This window comes from Bradyrhizobium sp. P5_C12, assembly GCF_054049735.1.
This window is the reverse complement of record NZ_JBFULU010000001.1, coordinates 291487-311015: the sequence shown is the minus strand read 5'-3', so window position 1 is coordinate 311015 and position 19529 is coordinate 291487. Positions and strand designations below refer to the sequence as shown.

The 19529-nt window shown below is 66.6% G+C and carries 20 protein-coding genes; 10 read left to right on the top strand and 10 right to left on the bottom strand.

What is annotated here, in order from left to right; genetic code table 11:
• Positions 1-64: 64 nt before the first annotated feature.
• Genes lpxK through ACXJMY_RS01445 form a run of 6 tightly spaced genes read right to left on the bottom strand, consistent with a single transcriptional unit; the run spans position 65 to position 5595 of the window.
• Positions 65-1081: a tetraacyldisaccharide 4'-kinase gene (lpxK, locus tag ACXJMY_RS01470; RefSeq protein WP_456617535.1), complete on the bottom strand. Its 1017-nt coding sequence runs from the start codon at positions 1079-1081 to the stop codon at positions 65-67.
• On the bottom strand, positions 1074-2420 hold the full coding sequence (locus tag ACXJMY_RS01465; protein ID WP_456617534.1) for a 3-deoxy-D-manno-octulosonic acid transferase: 1347 nt from the start codon (positions 2418-2420) through the stop codon (positions 1074-1076). The genes lpxK and ACXJMY_RS01465 overlap by 8 nt, the downstream gene beginning before the upstream one ends.
• Positions 2383-3096 carry a lysophospholipid acyltransferase family protein gene (locus ACXJMY_RS01460; protein WP_456617533.1) on the bottom strand — a complete coding sequence of 238 codons (714 nt, stop codon included), beginning with the start codon at positions 3094-3096 and terminating at the stop codon, positions 2383-2385. The genes ACXJMY_RS01465 and ACXJMY_RS01460 overlap by 38 nt, the downstream gene beginning before the upstream one ends.
• A complete protein-coding gene (locus tag ACXJMY_RS01455) occupies positions 3093-3341 on the bottom strand; it encodes a DUF4170 domain-containing protein (protein WP_456617532.1) in 249 nt (82 codons plus the stop codon). Before ACXJMY_RS01455 ends, ACXJMY_RS01460 begins: the two co-directional genes overlap by 4 nt.
• Positions 3342-3401: 60 nt before the next feature.
• The gene (locus ACXJMY_RS01450) at positions 3402-4211 is read right to left on the bottom strand and encodes a 3'(2'),5'-bisphosphate nucleotidase CysQ (RefSeq protein ID WP_456617531.1); all 810 of its coding nucleotides are present in this window, start codon (positions 4209-4211) and stop codon (positions 3402-3404) included.
• Positions 4198-5595 carry a TldD/PmbA family protein gene (locus tag ACXJMY_RS01445; protein WP_456617530.1) on the bottom strand — a complete coding sequence of 466 codons (1398 nt, stop codon included), beginning with the start codon at positions 5593-5595 and terminating at the stop codon, positions 4198-4200. Before ACXJMY_RS01445 ends, ACXJMY_RS01450 begins: the two co-directional genes overlap by 14 nt.
• Positions 5596-5871: 276 nt before the next feature.
• Here ACXJMY_RS01445 and ACXJMY_RS01440 point away from each other — a divergent pair, with 276 nt between their 5' ends.
• Positions 5872-6390: a DUF6101 family protein gene (locus tag ACXJMY_RS01440; RefSeq protein ID WP_456617529.1), complete on the top strand. Its 519-nt coding sequence runs from the start codon at positions 5872-5874 to the stop codon at positions 6388-6390.
• Positions 6391-6493: 103 nt separating this feature from the next.
• Here ACXJMY_RS01440 and ubiA read toward each other — a convergent pair whose 3' ends face one another.
• Together ubiA and ACXJMY_RS01430 are read right to left on the bottom strand one after the other, a co-directional pair.
• Positions 6494-7426 carry a 4-hydroxybenzoate octaprenyltransferase gene (gene ubiA / locus ACXJMY_RS01435; protein WP_456617528.1) on the bottom strand — a complete coding sequence of 311 codons (933 nt, stop codon included), beginning with the start codon at positions 7424-7426 and terminating at the stop codon, positions 6494-6496.
• Entirely contained in the window at positions 7423-8082 is a 660-nt protein-coding gene (locus ACXJMY_RS01430) for a hypothetical protein (RefSeq protein ID WP_456617527.1), read from the bottom strand. Before ACXJMY_RS01430 ends, ubiA begins: the two co-directional genes overlap by 4 nt.
• A 209-nt stretch (positions 8083-8291) precedes the next feature.
• On the opposite strand from ACXJMY_RS01430, the gene ACXJMY_RS01425 reads away from it, so the two are divergent.
• The 6 genes from ACXJMY_RS01425 (at position 8292) to ACXJMY_RS01400 (ending at position 14270) form a co-directional block, all read left to right on the top strand.
• Entirely contained in the window at positions 8292-9047 is a 756-nt protein-coding gene (locus tag ACXJMY_RS01425) for a 16S rRNA (uracil(1498)-N(3))-methyltransferase (protein ID WP_456617526.1), read from the top strand.
• Between the two features lie 125 nt (positions 9048-9172).
• Complete coding sequence (locus ACXJMY_RS01420; protein WP_456617525.1) at positions 9173-10327, top strand: ATP phosphoribosyltransferase regulatory subunit; 1155 nt, start codon at positions 9173-9175, stop codon at positions 10325-10327.
• Positions 10324-11301, top strand: a complete 978-nt coding sequence (gene hisG / locus ACXJMY_RS01415) for an ATP phosphoribosyltransferase (protein ID WP_456617524.1) — start codon at positions 10324-10326, stop codon at positions 11299-11301. The genes ACXJMY_RS01420 and hisG overlap by 4 nt, the downstream gene beginning before the upstream one ends.
• Before the next feature lie 86 nt (positions 11302-11387).
• The gene (locus ACXJMY_RS01410; RefSeq protein WP_456617523.1) at positions 11388-12434 is read left to right on the top strand and encodes a glycosyltransferase family 2 protein; all 1047 of its coding nucleotides are present in this window, start codon (positions 11388-11390) and stop codon (positions 12432-12434) included.
• Positions 12431-13276 (top strand): ChbG/HpnK family deacetylase, encoded by an 846-nt coding sequence (locus ACXJMY_RS01405; RefSeq protein WP_456617522.1) that lies wholly within the window; start codon positions 12431-12433, stop codon positions 13274-13276. The genes ACXJMY_RS01410 and ACXJMY_RS01405 overlap by 4 nt, the downstream gene beginning before the upstream one ends.
• Before the next feature lie 124 nt (positions 13277-13400).
• Positions 13401-14270, top strand: coding sequence for a DUF2076 domain-containing protein (locus tag ACXJMY_RS01400; RefSeq protein ID WP_456617521.1), 870 nt, complete (start codon positions 13401-13403; stop codon positions 14268-14270).
• Positions 14271-14386: 116 nt separating this feature from the next.
• On the opposite strand, the gene ACXJMY_RS01395 is transcribed toward ACXJMY_RS01400, so the two are convergent.
• Complete coding sequence (locus ACXJMY_RS01395) at positions 14387-15202, bottom strand: L,D-transpeptidase family protein (protein ID WP_456617520.1); 816 nt, start codon at positions 15200-15202, stop codon at positions 14387-14389.
• Between the two features lie 312 nt (positions 15203-15514).
• Between ACXJMY_RS01395 and ACXJMY_RS01390 the strand changes: the two genes are divergently transcribed.
• Complete coding sequence (locus tag ACXJMY_RS01390; protein WP_456617519.1) at positions 15515-16300, top strand: protein phosphatase CheZ; 786 nt, start codon at positions 15515-15517, stop codon at positions 16298-16300.
• Between the two features lie 167 nt (positions 16301-16467).
• Here the strand turns inward: ACXJMY_RS01390 and ACXJMY_RS01385 are convergent, their stop codons facing one another.
• Positions 16468-16989: a hypothetical protein gene (locus tag ACXJMY_RS01385; protein WP_456617518.1), complete on the bottom strand. Its 522-nt coding sequence runs from the start codon at positions 16987-16989 to the stop codon at positions 16468-16470.
• A gap of 331 nt (positions 16990-17320) precedes the next feature.
• On the opposite strand from ACXJMY_RS01385, the gene ACXJMY_RS01380 reads away from it, so the two are divergent.
• Positions 17321-17617, top strand: coding sequence for a co-chaperone GroES (locus ACXJMY_RS01380; RefSeq protein ID WP_014491914.1), 297 nt, complete (start codon positions 17321-17323; stop codon positions 17615-17617).
• Positions 17618-17765: 148 nt separating this feature from the next.
• Positions 17766-19397 (top strand): chaperonin GroEL, encoded by a 1632-nt coding sequence (gene groL / locus ACXJMY_RS01375; protein WP_456617517.1) that lies wholly within the window; start codon positions 17766-17768, stop codon positions 19395-19397.
• Positions 19398-19529 lie beyond the last annotated feature (132 nt).

The following is a 19529-nucleotide window of genomic DNA, read 5'->3' as shown; positions in this document are numbered from 1 at the left end:
TTGCATCTCGTGCCTGACGATTATCGGATTGATGGCCGTTGGGGCATGGTGAGCGCCGTAGAGATCATCGCCTGCTGAACCGCCGCTCGCGCGCCTTGTAGAGATGATCGCTGATCAGGTGCCGAAGCGCGGCCGGATCATCGAATTCGAGCTGGACGGCGAACGGCACGATGCCGTCCGGCACGCCCTTGTTGCCGCGCAGGCGCGCAAGATCCTTTTCCGTCGTCACCAGCGTGAGCTGCTCGCGCTGTGCGTCCGCCACCAGCGCGGCGATCTCGGCCTGCGAGAACATGTGGTGATCGGCAAAGGGACGCGTGCGCGCAACCTCGATGCCGCTGGCGCGCAGGGTGCGGAAAAAGCGCTCGGGATCGCCGATGCCGGCGAAGGCCAAAACCCGTTTGCCGAACAGCTGAGCGACCACGGCCGCATCCGGCTTCAATCGCGCGCGCAGCACCGGTTTGGCACGCTTCGCAACCTCGGCCGCGACATCGTCCGCGGCATGGCCGTCACCGATCAGCACCAGCGCGTCGGTGCGCGCGAGCTGCGCCTTCAGCGGCGCGCGCAGGGGGCCGGCGGGAAATACCTTGCCGTTGCCGAGGCCGCGCTCGCTGTCGATCACGATCAGCGAGGCGTCCTTCAACAGACGCGGGTTCTGGAAGCCGTCATCCATCAGGATCAAGGTCGCGCCCTGCGACTTTGCCAGCGCCACGCCCTCCAGCCGATCACGCGCGACCGCGACCGGCACGTCGCGCACCATCATCAGGGGCTCGTCGCCGATGTCGGAAGCGGTGTGGCGCTCGCGGTCGACCATCACCGGGCCCTCCAGCCGCCCGCCATAGCCGCGGCTGAGCACGACCGGCGTCTCGCCGAGCTCGCGCAACAGCTTCGTCAGCGCGAGCACGGTCGGCGTCTTGCCGGCGCCGCCGACATGGTAGTTGCCGACGCAGATCACGGGGATGCCGGCGTCCACGCCGTCGCGCAGCATGCGCCGTTCGGTGATCGCGCCATAGAGCGCGCCCAGCGGCCGTAACGCATGCGACTTGAAGGAGCGAGGCCGGTACCAGAAGGCCGGCTCACGCATTGGCGGCTCCCATCTCGATCCGCAACTGCATCAGGTACGGCTCGAGCGCGGTCATGGTCCGCTCCAGCGCGCCGCCGAGCTGCTCGACCACGCCCGCACCTGACCGCTGCATCGTGTCGCGCACCACCGGATCGGCCAGCAACTGCCCGAGCTGCTTGATCAGCAGCTCCTGCGTCTCGGCCTGGCGCGCCCCGCCGCTTTGATCGAGCGCCTCGTAGACGTCGGTGAAGTTGAAGACGTGCGGGCCATGGATGATCGCCGCACCGAGCTTGATCGCCTCAATCGGATTCTGTCCGCCATGACGGATCAGCGATCCGCCCATGAACACGACCGGCGAGAGCCGGTAGAACAGGCCGAGCTCGCCCATGGTGTCGGCGACATAGATGTCGGTCGCGGCCGACGGCAGCTCCTCGCGCGAGCGCAAGGCCGGCTTCAGGCCCGAGGCCGTGATCAAGCCGCCGATCGAGGAGCCGCGATCGGGATGGCGCGGCACGATCACGGTCAGAAGCTGCGGAAAGAAGCCGGCGAGGCTGCGATGCGCCGCCACCAGCATCTCCTCCTCGCCCGGATGGGTCGAGGCGGCGACGATGATCGGCCGCCCGCGCGTCATCGCCATCAGCCGCTCGAGCTTGGCGGGATCGGCAGGCGGCGCCGGCACGTCGAGCTTGAGATTGCCCGTGGTGGCGACGTCGCGGCCACCGAGCGCGGCAAAGCGCTCGGCGTCGGTCTTCGATTGCGCGAGGCAGATGTCGAACCGCGACAGCAACGCGGAGATCGTGCCGTGCATGCGCTGCCAGCGCGGGAAGGAGCGCGACGACATCCGCCCGTTGATCAGCACCATCGGCACCCGGCGCGTCGCGCCCGCCAGGATCAGGTTCGGCCACAAATCGGATTCGATGAACAGCGCCAGCGACGGCTTCCAATGGTCGAGGAAGCGCGCGACGTAGCGCGGGGAGTCGTAGGGCACGTATTGATGGATGACGTCGGGCGGAAAGCGTTTTGCGACCACGGCGGCCGACGTGACCGTGCCCGAGGTGAGCAGAATACGCAGGTTGAGATCGCGCAGCCGCCCGATCAGCGCGGCCGCAGCCAGCACCTCACCGACGCTGGCGCCGTGGATCCAGACCAGCGGGCCGTGCGGCCGCACATCCTGGCTGAGGCCGCGCCGTTCGCCGACGCGCGCGGGATCTTCCTTGCCCTGCTTCAGCCGCCGCTTGATCAACGCAGGCGCGAGCGGCACCAGGCCGGCGGCCAGGCGCTGATACATCCGCAGCGTCATCGGCAGCGCTTTGGGCAGCGAATTAGCCATCTTCAGGTCCCGGGCGGCCGAGTTGCGCATAGGCGCGGCGGGTCGCCTCGTTCAACGTCTGTTCCAGCTCCAGCCGCAGCGCTTCCATGGTCGCAGCGTCGGCATCCGGCGGAACATGGATTTCCTTGATGCCGACCAATGCGCCCCGCCCGAATGGCAAATTAATGGTGGTGCGGTCCCAGTTCTTGAGCCGGATGAAGCGGCTGGTCGCCATCGCGAAAGGCATGATCGGCCGCCCCGATTCCCGTGCCAGCATGATGATGCCGAGCCCGGCCACGCGCGCGCGCTTGGGGACATCGGCGGTCAGGGCGACATTACAACCGTCCTGCAGCGTCCGCACCATCTCCTTGAAGGCGCCGACGCCACCTTTGCGGTGGAAGGCGCTGCCATGGTCGCCGGAACCGCGGATGAGGCCGATGCCGAGTCGCTCCACCGCGATGGCGTTGAACTCGCCGTCGCGGTGGCGGGAGATCAGGACCTTGGCCCGGTAGGAGTCCTTGTTCTTGATGAAGGGCGTGAGGAAATGCTGGCCGTGCCAGAAGGCGAAGATCGCGGGGATCTGCGGCTCGACGATGTCATAGACATCCGGCGGATCGAACGTGAATTTGTTGGTCCGCCAGACCAGACGCAGATATTCGGCCGCCAGGACCCCGACGGCACGCTGAAGCCAGCTGCTTCGCAGCGTATTGCGAAGCAGTTTTTTCAACGCGCCGGCTTCGGTTCTTGATTCGGATCGAGCAGCCGGTGGAGATGGACGATGAAATAGCGCATCTGCGCGTTGTCGACCGTCATCTGCGCCTTCGCCCGCCATGCGGCGTGGGCCGTCGCATAGTTCGGATAGAGGCCGACGATCTCGACATCGTCCAGATTCTTGAAGGTGTTGTGCTCGAGATCCAGCAGCTCACCACCGATCACGAGATGCAGCAATTGTTGCGGGGCACTATCTGGCATGGGTTCTCTTCCTTACGGGCTGCCCGGCAAAGCAGTGTTCGACAAGCACAGCGAAGGCGCTCAGGGCAAGGGGCGGTTTCGAAAATGCGCGACAATGCCCGCATGACGATCGCGACCCGCTGCCACCAGCACCCCGTGCGCCACTTCCCGGCGATTGTAGAGGATGGGTTCTCCGGAGAGGTCGCTCATCCTACCATCCGCTTCCTGCACGATCAAATCGGCCGCCGCAAGGTCCCAATCATGGCTGTTGCCCCCCGCAAAAGCCGCATCCAGCGCGCCATGGGCGACCCGGCAGAGCCGGAGCGCGAGCGAACCGATTCGCGGATGCAGCTTGATCTCGCCGCCGGCCATATTGAGCCGCTCGACCAGCGGCTTCGGGCCGGCGACGCGGGAGAAGTCGAGCGCGGCGCCGGGCGCCGCCCGCACGGCTGCGTCGTTGAGCGTCGTGCCCTGTCCCCGGATCGCGAAAAAGAACTCGTCGCTGGCCGGCGCGAACACCGCGGCCAGCACCGGCGAGGCATCCTCGACCAGCGCGACGCTGACGCACCATTCGTCGTGGCCATTGAGATAGTTGCGCGTGCCGTCGATCGGATCGACCACCCATGTCAGCCGCCGCGACAGCCGCGTCTCGTCGTCGGCGCTCTCTTCCGAGAGCCAGCCATAGTCCGGCGTGGCGGCGCGAAGGCGCGCTTCAAGCAGGTCGTTGACGGCGATGTCGGCTTCCGAGACCGGCGAGGAGGCGCCCTTGGTCCACTTCCTGAGCTCGGTGCCGAACATCGACTGCGCGAGCGCGCCCGCCTCCCGCACCGTGTCTTTCAGCAGCGCCGCATCGCGCACCAGCAGAGTCCCGTTCGCGTCAGCGTCCGCCAAGCGTCAAACCCTCGATGCGCACGGTCGGCGCGTTGACGCCGTAGCGGAATTCGAGATTGTTCGCGGGCTGCATCGATTTGAAGATCTCGAACAGATGACCCGCGATCGTCACCTCGCTCACGGGATAGGTCAGCTCGCCGTTCTCGATCCAGAAGCCGGAGGCGCCGCGGCTGTAGTCGCCGGTGACGCCGTTGACGCCGGAGCCGATCAGGTCGGTGACGTAAAAGCCCTGCTTGATGTCGGAGATCAGCTCTGCCGGCGTCGGCGTGCCGGCCTCGAGATGCAGATTGTACGGCCCGGGCGACGGCGAGGACGAGACGCCGCGATGGGCGTGGCCGGTGGTGGTCATGCCGAGCTCGCGGGCGGTGGCGCAGTCGAGCAGCCAGGTCGTCAGCACGCCTTCGTCGATCAGCGCGATCTTCTTCACCGCGACGCCTTCGGCATCGAAGGTCTGCGAGCGCAGGCCGCGCCTGCGCAGCGGATCGTCGATGATGCGGATGTTTTTCGCGAACAGCTGCTGGCCGAGCTTGTCCTTGAGGAAGCTGGTCTTGCGCGCGATCGAGGCGCCGTTGATGGCGCCGACGACGTGGCCGACCAGCGAGCCCGCGACGCGCGGATCGAACACGACGGGCACCTTGCAGGTCTCGACCTTGCGCGGATTGGCGCGCGCCACGGTGCGCTCGCCGGCGGAGCGGCCGACGATGTCGGGCGACAGCAGATCCGCGCCATGCGGCGCCGAGGTGAAGTCGTAGTCGCGCTCCATGCCGGTGCCTTCGCCCGATATCGCGGTCGCCGAGATGCCCTGGCTCGAGCGCAGATAGGAACCGTGGAAGCCGGTGCTGGTCACCAGCACCATGCCGCCCATGCCGGCGGAGGCCGAGGCGCCGCCGGATTTGGTCACGCCCTTCACGCCGAGCGCGGCAGCCTCGGCTTCGAGCGCGCGGCGCTCGAGCTCGGTGGTGGCCGGCACGTCGGGATCGAGCAGATCGAGATCGGGGAAATCGCGCGCGAGCAGCGCGGGATCGGCAAGCCCGACATATTTGTCGTCGGGCGCAACCCGCGCCATCGCAACGGCGCGCTCGGCGAGCTTGGTCACGGCATCGCCGCTGGCGTCGTTGGTCGAGACCACCGCCTGGCGCTGGCCGACCAGCACGCGCAGGCCGACATCGTCGCCCTCCGACCGCTCGGATTCCTCGACGCGCCCGTCGCGCACCTCGACGCCTTGCGAGATGCCGCGCACCGCGACCGCATCGGCCGCATCGGCACCGGCGCGCTTGGCCGCCTCGACCAGCCGCTGTGCCAGATCGGACAGCGCGGACTGGTCGAACAGGTCGCGGTTGGCTTTGGACGAAAGCGTCGAGCTTGCGGATGGTGAAGGGTTCACAAACGAAATCCTGTTCGGGGCGGGAGGTTTCGGGGCGATACCGGCCCTCGACACCAGATGTGCCCAATTGGTGCGGACTTCAAGCGTTTTCCGCTTGCAAAAAGCTCAGATTCGCAAGCCGCGCGCAACGTCTCGTCAATCATGCGCGCCAAGGTCTTGTCAATCATGAGCGGCGGTGACGGTGGGTTAACCAGCCTTTTTAAGCGGTTTCGCGAGCTGCCGCGCTAAGGTCCTCGCATCGACCGGGAACATAATCCTGGCGGGGAGACTAAAGCCGTGAGGCGTCAAACAGCAACATGCGGGGCCAACCCCGCCGGGTCGAGCCGCTCCCTGCGGCTCGACCCTCTTTCCCTTCCGGTCCGTTTCGATGCGCATGATCCGCGCGCCGACGGATATACAAGGCAGATCGAGCTTCATCGCGAACGCGTGGTGCTGCGCCGTGCCGTCCGCGGCATGCAGATGGCGATCAATGTGCGCGTCAGCGACTTCACCGGCGTCGCGCTGCGCGGCAACGACGAGGCGCAGACCCTGGTCCTCGTCCATCGCGACCCTTCGCTCTCCGTTCCGCTGCTCATCGGCGCCGATGGCGACGAGCTCGCTGAAGCCTGGGCGACCTGGAGCGAGATCTTCGCGCTGCCGCAGCTCGACGAAGGTGCACGCAAGCCCGCGGCCCGCCGCCGCCGCTGCAACGCGATCCGCGCCCGCCGCCCGAAATTCCTGATGCGCCGTCGCACCGCCATGGCGCGCGAACTGCCGGTTCATCGCGCCGAGCGCGAGATCATCGCGCGGAATTGAGCGCGGTCTCGTAGGGTGAGTTAGCCGAAGGCGTAACCCACCTCTTCCATTTCCGCGGCGACGAGAGAGGTGGATTACGCTTCGCTAATCCACCCTACGACAGCTACGCCGCCCGCATCACCGCGTCCGCGAGCAATCCCGCAAACAGCAGCAAGCCTGCATACTTGTTCGAATAGAACACGCGCTTGCAAAGCTCGCCGTCGCTGATGTTCAGCCGCGCGATCTGCCACGCCAGATGCGTGGCGAAGGCCGCAAGCCCGAGCCAGGCCGGCCAGCGCGCATCGCCTGACGCCAGCGCGACGCCGATCAGCATCACAGCTAACCCGTAGAACAGGATCAGCGCCTGGTGCGTGTGGGCGCCGAACAGGCGCGCGGTGGACTTGATGCCGATCAGCGCGTCGTCCTCGGCGTCCTGATGCGCGTAGATCGTGTCATAGCCGATCACCCAGGCGATCGATCCGGCATAGAGCACGAGCGCGGTCAGGTCGATGCGGCCGAAGGTGACGGCAAATCCCATCAAGGCGCCCCAGGAGAAGGCCAGCCCGAGCACGATCTGCGGCCACCAGGTGATGCGCTTCATGAAAGGATAGATCGCGACGATCAGGAGCGAGGCGATACCGGTCGCAATCGCGAAGCGGTTGAATTGCAGCAGCACCAGCAAGCCGGTCAGCGCCTGCGCCACCATGAAGGCCAGCGCCTGCCTGGTGCTGACCTGCCCTGACGGCAGCGGCCGCGACCGCGTGCGCTCGACCTTGGCGTCGAGGTCGCGGTCGGTGATGTCGTTCCAGGTGCAGYCCGCCCCCCGCATCAGGAAAGCGCCGATGAAGAACAGCACGATGGTGATGGGCAGGCGGCTGACGTCGTGCGCCATGCCGGCGGCGAGCGCCGCCGACCACCAGCACGGCATCAGCAGCAGCCAGGAGCCGATCGGACGATCGAAGCGGGAGAGCCGCAAGTAGGGCCGCGCCCATGGCGGCGCGAGCGTATCGACCCAGTTGCCGGTGGAATCGGCAACGCGGGCGGATGTATCGCTCATCGGGTCAGGACGTTGCCGTTGAGCGTGTCGAAGGTGCTGCCGCCCTTCTTGCCGGCATTGGCCTCCGGCGCCGAGCCCGAACCCAGCACCTCGCTCAGCGACGGGCCGGCCGGACCGCGCGGCTGGTTCTGCATCTGCTGCGCGACGTTGCAGACCTTCGTGGCCATGGCCTCGGTATTCTTGTGGCCGTCCTTCATCTGCGCGCCGATCTGCGGCGGGATTCCGCATTTGGCGGCGTTGGACTCGATGTACTTGATCATCTTGACTTCAGCCTGGCTGAAGTTGCGGATCAGCTTGCAGGCCTCGTCCGGCGGGGCGTGACGATCGCTCGCGGCCTTGATCAGCTTGCCGCGCTTCTCGGCCTCCTCGCGCAGCGGAACGAACGCCTTCATGCAGTCCTCGCCGGGGCCACCTTGCGTCGGCGGGGCCGCACTGAACGCGCCGGCGCCACCGACGGGCGCGGCACCGTTGACGGGGAAGGACGATTGCGGCGCGCCGCCGACGGAGGCGACGGGCGCCGAGCCGTTCACGGGCGGAAACGCGGAACTGGTGGAAGCCTGGCCGGGCAGCGGCGCGGGGAATCCCTGCGCATAGGCGCCCGCGGCGCCCATGGTGACCATGGCGGCAGTGATCGGAACCATCAAATGACGGATCATCAAGGCAGTCTCTCCGGCAGGAGCTTACGGGGTTCGGCGTCTTCTCAATTGAAACGCAACCAGCGTTCGCGTTTTTACGATTCCCGCCGGCCCTTAACAACCCGTCGAATAGGGCAAGAGCGCGGCGCGGGGACGCACCAGTTTGGCAATATTTGCCCCCGAAATGGCTGCTTTCGGTTAAGAACGGCGGCAAATCGGACCTTTGAACGATGCCCGCCTACGATTTTCGCGCTCCCCGCCTGTTTGTCGACGCCCCCCTTGCCCAGGACGCCAGGGTCGCGCTCGACCGTGACCAGAGTAACTATCTCGGCAATGTGCTGAGGCTTGCCGCCGGCGCCGAGGTCCTGGCCTTCAACGGCCGCGACGGCGAATGGCAGGCCGCGATCGAAGGCCGCAAGCGGCCGGACGGCCTGGTGATCCTCCAGCAGGCCCGTTCCCAGGACCGGCTGCCGGACGTCGCCTACATCTTTGCCCCGCTCAAGCATGCCCGGCTGGACTACGTGGTGCAGAAGGCCGTCGAGATGGGCGCCGCCACCCTGCAACCGGTCCAGACCCGGTTCACCCAGGCCTCCCGCGTCAACACCGAGCGGATGCGCGCCAATGTCGTCGAGGCGGCCGAGCAATGCGGAATTCTAAGTCTCGCCACGGTGGCCGAGCCGGTCCCCCTCGAGCGCTTCCTGAGCCAGCGCGCCGCCGACCGGCTGCTGGTGTTCTGCGATGAGGCGGCCGAGGTCGAAAACCCCATCCAAAGCCTGCAGCAGGCACGCGAGGCCGGGCACGGCATCGACGTCCTGATCGGCCCTGAAGGCGGCTTTGCCGCGGAAGAACGGGCGCTGCTGCTGCGGCAGCCCAAAATTCTGCGGCTGGCGCTGGGCCCGCGGATTCTGCGCGCCGACACCGCGGCAGTCGCGGCGCTGGCGCTGGTGCAGGCGGTGCTGGGCGATTGGGGCGGCACAACCGCCTAGGCTCGCCCTGTTGCCCGGCCGTTAAGCGATTGATCCTTTGGAGGTCGAAACCGTTTTCCGGCCATGCTAAGGGCTGCGCCAATTCCCTTTCCTGCCCGGTTCCACCCGGGGCGATGGACCCCGTCATGACCGCGACTGCCACCTCAAATGCTGCCGGCTCCGCCGCCTGGGCGGATACGCTGCTGTTGTCGTTCGCGCAGGCCGGTTACGTCAGGGCCGAGCCCGCCGTCCTGCAACCGGCCGAGCCGTTCCTGGACCTCTCCGGCGAGGACATCCGCAAGAGCCTGTATCTGACGACGGATCTCTCCGGCGAGGAGCTCTGCCTGCGCCCGGACCTGACCATACCCGTGGCGCGCGACTACCTCGCCTCGGGGCGCGCCGGCCAGCCGGCCGGGTTCAGCTATCTCGGCCCGGTATTCCGCTACCGCAGCGGTCAGCCCAGCGAATTCCTCCAGGCCGGCATCGAATCGTTCGGCCGCCAGGACCGTGCCGCGGCGGATGCCGAGATGCTGGCGCTGGCGCTGGAGGCGACCGCCGCCTTCGGCGTGCGCGACGTCGAGATCCGTACCGGCGACGTGGCGCTGTTCAACGCGCTGCTCGATGCGCTCGACCTCTACCCGGTCTGGCGCCGCCGCCTGATCAAGGATTTCAACCGCAAGATCAGCCTGGAGCAGGATCTCGAGCGGCTGGCGCGCGCGGCCACCGCCACCCGCAGCGAATATGAGGGCGTGCTGGCGGCGCTCGCCGGCTCCGACCGCAAGGCGGCGCTCGCCTTCGTCACCGATTTGATGTCGATCGCCGGCACCACCAATGTCGGCGGCCGCACCACGGCCGAGATCGCCGACCGCTTCCTCGAACAATCGACGCTGAAGGGCGGCGCGCTGCCGCGCGAGGCGCTTGCCGTGCTCAAGCGCTTCCTGTCGATATCGGGCAATCCGGACGACGCGATCGCCGAGCTGCGCGCGCTCACCGCCGACGCAAGGCTCGACCTTGCCGCCGCGATCGACCAGTTCGAGAGCCGGGTCGGCTTCATGGCGGCGCGCGGCCTCGACGTGAAGCAGACGCGCTTCTCGACCGCGTTCGGGCGCGGGCTCGACTACTACACCGGCTTCGAATTCGAGCTGCATCACCGGGGCAACGGCGCCGAGCCGCTGGTCGCCGGCGGCCGCTATGACGGGCTGATGACCCAGCTCGGGTCGCCCGACCCGATTCCCGCCGTCGGCTTCTCGGTCTGGGTCGACGCGTTGACCCGGATCGGCCGCAAGGAGCTCAGATCATGAGCGCGCCGTTCGTTCTGGCCGTTCCCTCCAAGGGCCGCCTTCAGGAAAACGCCGAGGCGTTTTTCGCCCGCGCCGGGCTCAAGCTGTCGAAGGCCGGCGGCGCACGCGACTATCGCGGCACGATTGCCGGCCTCGACAATGTCGAGGTCGCCTATCTCTCGGCCAGCGAGATCGCCGCGCAATTGTCCCGCGGCATGGCGCATCTCGGCGTCACCGGCGAAGATCTGGTGCGCGAGAACATTGCCGACGCCGACCAGCGCGTCGCGCTGATCGAGGGGCTGGGCTTCGGCTACGCCGACGTCGTCGTCGCGGTGCCGCAGGCCTGGATCGACGTCCGCACCATGGCCGACCTCGACGACGTCACCACCGGCTTTCGCGAGCAGCATCACATGCGGATGCGGGTCGCGACCAAGTTCATCAACCTCACCCGCGCCTTCTTCCAGGGCCACGGCATCACCGACTACCGCATCGTCGAAAGCACCGGCGCGACCGAAGGCGCGCCGGCGGCCGGCGCCGCCGAGCTGATCGTCGACATCACCACGACAGGCGCGACGCTCGCCGCCAATGGCCTCAGGGTGCTCGACGACGGGGTGATCCTGCGCAGCCAGGCCAATCTGGTCGCCTCGAAGGAGGCCGACTGGTCACCACAGGCGCGGGAGACCGCGCGCGTCATCCTCGATCACATCGCGGCGCGGGCGCGGGCCAACAAATACCGCGAGGTCCGCACCCGTTTCCGGCAGTGCGATACGGCCCTGCTCGCCGAAGCCCATGAGCGCTTCGGCGTCGAGGCCCCGTTCGGCGGGCCGACCTCGTCGGGCATGCTCACGCTGCACTGCCCGCCGGGCCAGCTCTACGCACTCGCGAGTTTCCTGCGCGACCACGGCGCCGAGACGGTCTCGGTGGTCTCGCTCGACTACGTGTTCGACCGGGAGAACCCGCTGTTCGCCAGGCTCGAGGCGTTCCTGCGGCAGTGAGCCTCAGGTTCGTTCAGCGTAGCGACAGCAATCGGCGGCTACCATATGCTGTTGAGAACACTTGAACACCTCTGGAACCTTGATCGATGACGCTGGGCTCTGACGTTTCCGGCCTGACAACCAGCGCGGCGGGCGCCGCGGCGAAGGGACTGTCGATTGTCGTCCCCCTCTACAACGAGGCGGCGGGCCTCGCCGCCCTGCACCAGCGCATCTGCGACCTCGCCAAGGCCCTGAGGCAGCGCTACCGGCTGGCCTGCGAGGTCGTCTATGTCGACGACGGCAGCGCGGACGCGACGCTGACAATCGCACGCGGCCTGCCGGCCGACACGGTCGACGTCCAGGTGGTTTCGCTGTCGCGCAATTTCGGCAAGGAGGCGGCGCTGATGGCCGGCCTCGACCACGCCCGGCTCGGCGCCGTGATGTTCATGGACGGCGACGGCCAGCATCCGCCGGCCCTGGTCGAGCAGCTGGTGCGGCACTGGATCGATGACGGCTATGACGTCGTCTATACCGCCAAGGCGCATCGCGACAACGAGACCTTCCTGCGACGGCTCGCAGTGCACGGCTTCTACGCGCTGATCAACTGGGGTGCGCGGCAGAAGATCCCGGAAGACGCCGGCGACTTCCGCCTGCTGTCACCGCGCGCCGTCGCCGCACTCCGGCAGCTGCCGGAGCGCAACCGCTTCTTCAAGGGGCTGGCGAGCTGGATCGGCTTCCGCCAGATCCGCGTCGACTACGAGCCGGCGCCGCGCATCCATGGCGTGACCACCTTCAGCGCCGCGCGTCTGCTTGGTCTTTCGATCGAAGGCCTGACCTCGTTCTCGGTGGCGCCGCTGCGCTTTGCCAGCCTGCTCGGCGTGATCCTGGCCGGCGGCGCCTTCCTGTTCGGCCTGTCGATCCTTTGGGAGGTGTGGACCACCGGCAAGCAGGTGCCCGGCTATCCCTCGCTCGTGATCGGCCTGATGACGATCGGCGGCGTGCAGCTCATCATGATCGGCATCGTCGGCGAATATATCGGCAAGATCCTTTCCGAGCTGAAGGCGCGCCCGATCTACTTCGTCGCCGAGCACAGCGAAAAGCATTTCGAGACCGACAAGGCCGACGACATCTCGAAGAGGACGGCGGCCGAATGAGCGCGGCGGCGGCGCCGCGGCGGATCTGGCTCTGCGCCGACGATTACGGCATCAGCCCGGGCGTCAACCGCGCCATCCGCGACCTGATCGAACGCGGCCGCCTCAACGCCACCTCGGTGATGATGGTCGGCCCCGCGATCAACCGCAGCGAGATCGACGCGCTCCAGGCCGCGGCGAAGACGAACCCGCGCTGCGCGATCGGACTGCACGTGACGCTGTCGGCACCGTTCCGGCCGCTCACCATGCATTTCCGCCCGCTCGACGGTGACATGTTCCTGGCCTTTCCGAAACTGCTACGCGCGGGACTTGCGCGGCGGCTCGACCGCGAATTCTTTCGCAACGAGGTGAAGGCGCAGCTGGCGGCCTTCGCGGAAGCCTTCGGCCGCGCCCCCGACTTCGTCGACGGCCATCAGCATGTGCAGCTGTTTCCGCAGGTGCGCGACGGCTTTGTCGATGCGGTCAGCGAGGCCGCGCCAAAAGCCTGGGTTCGCCAGGGCGGCCGCGACCTGCCGCTGGCGCAGCGACTGGCCTCGCCGAAGGCGCTGGTGCTCGACATTCTCAGCGCGCAATTCCGCCGCCGCGCCGGCAGCGCGGGCCTTGCGTTCAATCCCGGTTTCGCCGGCGCCTATGACTTCACGCGCGCAGCCGATTTCGGCGCGCTGATGCGGCAATTCTTCGAAGGCCTGCCGGATGGCGGCCTCGTGATGTGCCATCCCGGCTTCGTCGACGACGTCCTCACCGGCCTCGATCCGATGACCGACGTGCGCGAGCGCGAGCACGCCTATCTCGCGAGCGATGAATTCGCGCGCCTGCTGGCGGCCAGCAACGTGACATTGGGATGAAACCGGCGAAAGCCAGCCCACGACAGCTTGTCGCATACGGAAATTTAATCCGGCGGGCACTGTTGGGGCCACAATGGAACCCTACATCCTCTGCGCGCTTGGTTTTGCGCGAAGGAGATTGATCATGAACCCGCAGGAACGCCAACTCGTCGACGAGCTTTTCGACCGGCTTTCGAAACTGGAAAGTGCACCGCGCGATCCCGACGCGATCGCCGCGATCTCCGACGGACTGCGCAAGGCGCCCGGTGCGGTCTATGCGCTGGTGCAGACCGTGCTGTTGCAGGACGAGGCGCTGAAGCGCGCCCATGCCCGCATCCAGGAGCTGGAAGCGGCCCATGCGCCGGAACAGGCCCAGTCCGGCGGCTTCCTCGACACCATGCGCGAGAGTCTGTTCGGGTCGAGCCCGTCGCGCGGCTCGGTTCCGAACGTGCCGCCCCGCGACGCGCGGCCGGTCTGGAACAGCGGCCAGGCGATGCAGCAGACCCAGCCGGGCTACGGCCAACCGGGTTACGGCCAGCCGCCTTACGGGCAGGCTCCCGGCCAGGGCCAAGGTCCCGGCCAAGGGCAAGGTTATGGGCAAGGTTACGGCGCCCCGCCGGTCGGTAGCGGCGGCGGCTCCTTCCTCGGCACGGCCGCGGCGGCCGCGGCCGGTGTCGTCGGCGGCTCGCTGCTGCTCTCGAGCATCCGCGGCATGATGGGCGGTGGATCGCATCAGGCTTTTGGCGACAGCAGTGCCTTCGGCGGCAGCGGCGGCAGCCCGTGGGGCGGCAGCGACCAGTCCGGCGGCTCGCTCGCCCGCGATGCCGGCCTCAACGACATCGGCTCCAAAGGCGACCGCGGCGACGCCTCGCGCCAGGGCTTCGCGGATCAGGCGTCGAACGACGATCGGAATAACGACGATCAGAACGACGACGACGATCACGACGACAATTTTGACGTGGCCGACGACAGCGATTTCGGCGGCGGCGACGATGGCGGGAGCGATTACGCGTAAGGCTGCTCGCAGCATTGCTAACAAGAACGGCCGCCTAAAAGGCGGCCGTTTATTTAAGGCGTCTTGCTCAGAACTCTTCCCTTCTCCCCTTGCGGGAGAGAGGGGAAGACAGCGCCTCACATCACCACAACCCTGGTGCCGACATTGACGCGGCCGTAGAGGTCGATGACGTCCTCGTTGCGCATGCGGATGCAGCCGGAGGAGACGTTGGTGCCGATGGTCCAGGGCTCGTTGGAGCCGTGGATACGATACAGGGTCGAGCCCAGATACATGGCGCGCGCGCCGAGCGGATTTTCCGGGCCGCCTTCCATGTGCCGCGGCAGATCGGGGCGCCGCGCGATCATTTCCGCCGGCGGCGTCCAATCCGGCCATTCGCGCTTGGCCGTGATCGACTTCACGCCGGACCAGGTGAAGCCGGGACGACCGACGCCGATGCCGTAGCGCATCGCCTTGCCGTTGCCCTCGACGAGATAGAGGAACTTGTTCGGGGTATCGACCACGACGGTGCCGGCGCTTTCCTTGCCGCTATAGTCAACGAGTTGCTTCTCGAATCGCGGATCGAACTGACGCTGGCGCGGATCGACCGCCTCCTGCTGAAGACCTGCGCCTTGCTGATATCCACTTTGCATCTGCGGCTCGCCCAGCGGCGGCAGGCGGCGCTGGTCGTAGTAGCCAGGCTGCTGCTGATACGCAGACTGCGGCGGAGCATAGGCCGGGCCGCGGCCGGGCCCGTCCCCGAACAGGAACTCGATGAAGCCGCCGCCCATGTTCGCGTTGGAGGCGACGCGCACCGGCGCCGACGGCACCTGCGGCTGGTAGAGCACCGCGGGCGGATCATTCGGCACCGTATTGTCGAAGGCGCTGGCGCGATCGGCGCCGGCAATGAAGGTGCAAGCGCTGCCGAGCAGCGCGACAGACATTTTCTTGAACATCGACGTACTCTGTACTGTTTCGTCTAGTTGCATTCGCCGTCGAACGCGCTGGCTGACCCACGCTCGCGACGTGGTCAATAAAGAGCAAAAGCCGCTTTGTTTGGTAAACGGAAACGGCGTTTCGATTCACCACGCCGTCAAGCGAGGCCCAATTTGGCGATCAGCGTTTATTTTCGGTGAACGCCGCAAATGCATGGTTAACCGCCGGTTTTCGCGCCGTCGCGCACGGCCGCACAACAGTTCCTGCTGTGAACTTCGTGTTAAATCGCTTCTGCCTACAAAGACGCGTGAGTGAGGTGGGGGGAGTTCCTGATGGCTATTCACCGCAAACGTTTTCGTGTCGAAGAGGCTATTGTCGGCGAGATGCCCAGCCCCGAAATGATTGAGGAGGCTGCGCCGATGCACAGCGAGATCATGGCCGAGCTGCGTGCGATCCGCGCACAGATGGCGAAAGGCATTGCGCCCGCACCTTTGTCCGGCAGCGCAGCCATGGCCGCGATCGACGCTTCCACGGCCCACGAGCTTTCCGAAGCGCGCACCATGCTCGACACGTACCGGGCGCAGATCGAGCAGTGCGAGAAGCTGAAGGTCGAGCTCGACCTCATCCATGACGCCATCGACCGCACCAAGCGCGAGATCGCGACGCTGCACGGCAAGAGCTTCGACGGTGGCGAAATGGCCAAGGTCAATGGCGAGCTCGGCGCGGTCGTCGGCGGCACCGAGCAGGCGACCCAGCAGATTCTCGAAGCCGCCGAATCGATCGACCAGGCGGCCAGCGCGATGTCCAAGGTCGACTCGGCCGACCAGCAGAAGCGCCTGGCCGACGACATCCAGGAACGCGTCATCTCGATCTTCGAAGCCTGCAACTTCCAGGACCTGACCGGCCAGCGCATCAGCAAGGTCATGACCACGATGAAGTTCATCGAGCAGCACATCAATGCGATGATGGAGATCTGGGGCGGCGTCGACGCGATCAAGTCCCACATCGTGCCGCAGATCGACACCCGCGGCGAGGATGAAAAGCTCCTCAACGGCCCGAAGCTCGCCGGCGACGTCGGCCATGCCTCGCAGGACGACATCGACGCGCTGTTCGACTGAGCGGACGCGACAGACCGAAATACAAACGCCGGCGCGAGCCGGCGTTTTTTGTTTTTGGGGGATTTTATCTCACGCTGTCATTCCGGGGCGGTCCGCAGGACCGAACCCGGAATCTCGATATTCCGGGTTCGATGCTTTCGCATCGCCCCGGAATGACGGGAAGAACATCACGCCCGCGGCGCGCAGCGGACGTAGACCATGTTGCCGTAGCGGGTGGCGGCGTCCTTGTCGATGAAGCGGGTGATCAGGACGCGGCCGTCGAAGGAGACGATCTCGCGGTCCTGCTCGCCCGGCGTCGGGCCCGCCGGTCCGATATAGTTCTTGCCGCTGGGCGAACCCTTCAGCCGCAATTCCTGCGGCGTGGCCTGGTCGGCGAGATGCATGATCACGCCGCCGGAGGAGCCGGCGGTGATGACGTAGGGATTCTTGCACTGGGCCCGCGCGGCGGCCTCGGTCCGGGCGCGGTCGGCCGGGTTCTGGAACGAGGCGAGACCCCAGCGGCCGACGATCTCGTCGGCGCGGATCGACGCCGGCATTTCCGGCCCGGTGCCGGGCTCGGCCTCGGGCGGCGGCGAGGACGAGGAGAAGGACGGCAGGCTCATGCCGCCGCCACAGGCGCCCAGCAGCAGCGCCAACATGGAAGCGGCCGCCAGATTGGCAACCGTGCGCACGTGAGCTGAACTGATCATGCTATTCCCCCGAGCAAAGTGCCCCCGACCAAGACCGCGGCCGCACCCCTTCGGCAGCCAAGCGCAAAACCGCTGTCGGAGCAATGACGTCCTTTAATACGCCGGCACCGCAAATAAGTTTCTGGAGCCACAATCCTATATCCGCCTCACCAATCGCTTAACCACCTTTGCTTGACAGGATCGCGGCCAAGCCATATTTCCCAGCCCACTATTAGCACTCGGAAAGACCGATTGCTAAGCGCGTCGTTCGATCCTCGGGACGGGGGCGGACGACAGCGCCGCCCCCACCCACTTCCGTTGCTTCCGAAGCGAGCCTCCAAAGGGAAACGTCATGGCTAAATCCAAATTTCGTCCGCTGCATGACCGTGTCGTGGTCAAACGTATCGACGCCGAGGAAAAGACCAAGGGCGGCATCATCATTCCGGACACCGCCAAGGAAAAGCCGTCCCAGGGCGAAGTCGTCGCCGTCGGCCCCGGTGGCCGCGACGAGGCCGGCAAGCTGATCCCGATCGACCTCAAGGTCGGCGACCGCGTGCTGTTCGGCAAGTGGTCGGGCACCGAGGTCAAGATCGACAATGAAGAGCTCCTGATCATGAAGGAGTCGGACATCATGGGTGTGATGGCCTAAGGCCAAACGCCTGAACGGCCGCTGAATGCCATGCCCGGATCGCTCGATCCGGGCATCCATCATTCCGCCGGGTTCGCCCCACGGATCCCGGAATTGATGCGACGAACAAACAGCAAGACACATCACGAAACACAAGGGATTGCAGAACATGGCTGCCAAAGACGTCAAGTTTTCCGGAGACGCGCGCGAACGCATGCTGCGCGGCGTCGACGTTCTCGCTAACGCCGTCAAGGTGACGCTCGGCCCGAAGGGCCGCAACGTCCTCATCGAGAAGTCGTTCGGTGCGCCCCGCATCACCAAGGACGGCGTCACCGTCGCCAAGGAGATCGAGCTCGAGGACAAGTTCGAGAACATGGGCGCCCAGATGGTCCGTGAGGTCGCCTCCAAGACCAACGACCTCGCCGGCGACGGCACCACCACCGCGACCGTGCTGGCCCAGGCGATCGTGCGCGAAGGCGCCAAGGCGGTTGCCGCCGGCATGAACCCGATGGACCTCAAGCGCGGTATCGACATCGCGGTCGCAGCGGTCGTCAAGGACATCGAGAAGCGCGCCAAGCCGGTCGCGTCCTCCTCCGAGGTCGCCCAGGTCGGCACCATCTCGGCCAACGGCGATGCCGCCATCGGCAAGATGATCGCCCAGGCGATGCAGAAGGTCGGCAACGAGGGCGTCATCACCGTCGAGGAGAACAAGTCGCTCGACACCGAGGTCGACATCGTCGAGGGCATGAAGTTCGACCGCGGCTATCTGTCGCCCTACTTCGTCACCAATGCCGAGAAGATGACCGCCGAGCTCGAGGACGCCTACATCCTCCTGCACGAGAAGAAGCTCTCCGGCCTCCAGGCCATGCTGCCGGTGCTGGAAGCCGTGGTGCAGTCCGGCAAGCCGCTCGTCATCATCGCCGAGGACGTCGAGGGCGAGGCGCTGGCCACCCTGGTCGTCAACCGTCTCCGTGGCGGCCTCAAGGTTGCCGCCGTCAAGGCGCCGGGCTTCGGCGACCGCCGCAAGGCCATGCTGGAGGATCTCGCGATCCTGACCGGCGGCCAGCTGATCTCGGAAGAGCTCGGCATCAAGCTCGAGAACGTCACGGTGAAGATGCTGGGACGCGCCGGCAAGGTGGTGATCGACAAGGAGAACACCACGATCGTCAAGGGCGCCGGCAAGAAGCCGGACATCGAGGCCCGCGTCGGCCAGATCAAGGCGCAGATCGAGGAGACCACCTCGGACTACGACCGTGAGAAGCTCCAGGAGCGTCTCGCCAAGCTTGCCGGCGGCGTCGCGGTGATCCGCGTCGGCGGCGCCACCGAGATCGAGGTCAAGGAGAAGAAGGATCGCGTCGAGGACGCGCTCAACGCCACCCGCGCCGCGGTGCAGGAAGGCATCGTCCCCGGCGGCGGCGTCGCGCTGCTCCGCGCCAAGAAGGCGGTCGGCCGTCTCACCAACGCCAATGACGACGTCCAGGCCGGCATCAACATCGTGCTGAAGGCGCTGGAAGCCCCGGTCCGCCAGATCTCCGAGAACGCGGGCCTCGAAGGCTCGATCGTGGTCGGCAAGATCCTGGAGAACAAGTCCGAGACCTTCGGCTTCGACGCCCAGAACGAGGACTATGTCGACATGGTCGAGAAGGGCATCATCGACCCCGCCAAGGTGGTGCGCACCGCACTCCAGGACGCCGCCTCGATCGCCGGCCTGCTGGTGACCACCGAGGCCATGGTCGCCGAGACGCCGAAGAAGGAAGCTGCGCCCGCGATGCCGGCCGGCGGCGGCATGGGCGGCTTCTAAGGCCGATCCGTTCCATCACAGCGTTGCGAAGGCCGCCTCCGGGCGGCCTTCTTTTTTGCCGACCATGGCCCAAGCTTTCCGATTCAACCGACGGCCAAAACCCACTACGGTGACGCGCCGATTCTAAAGCGC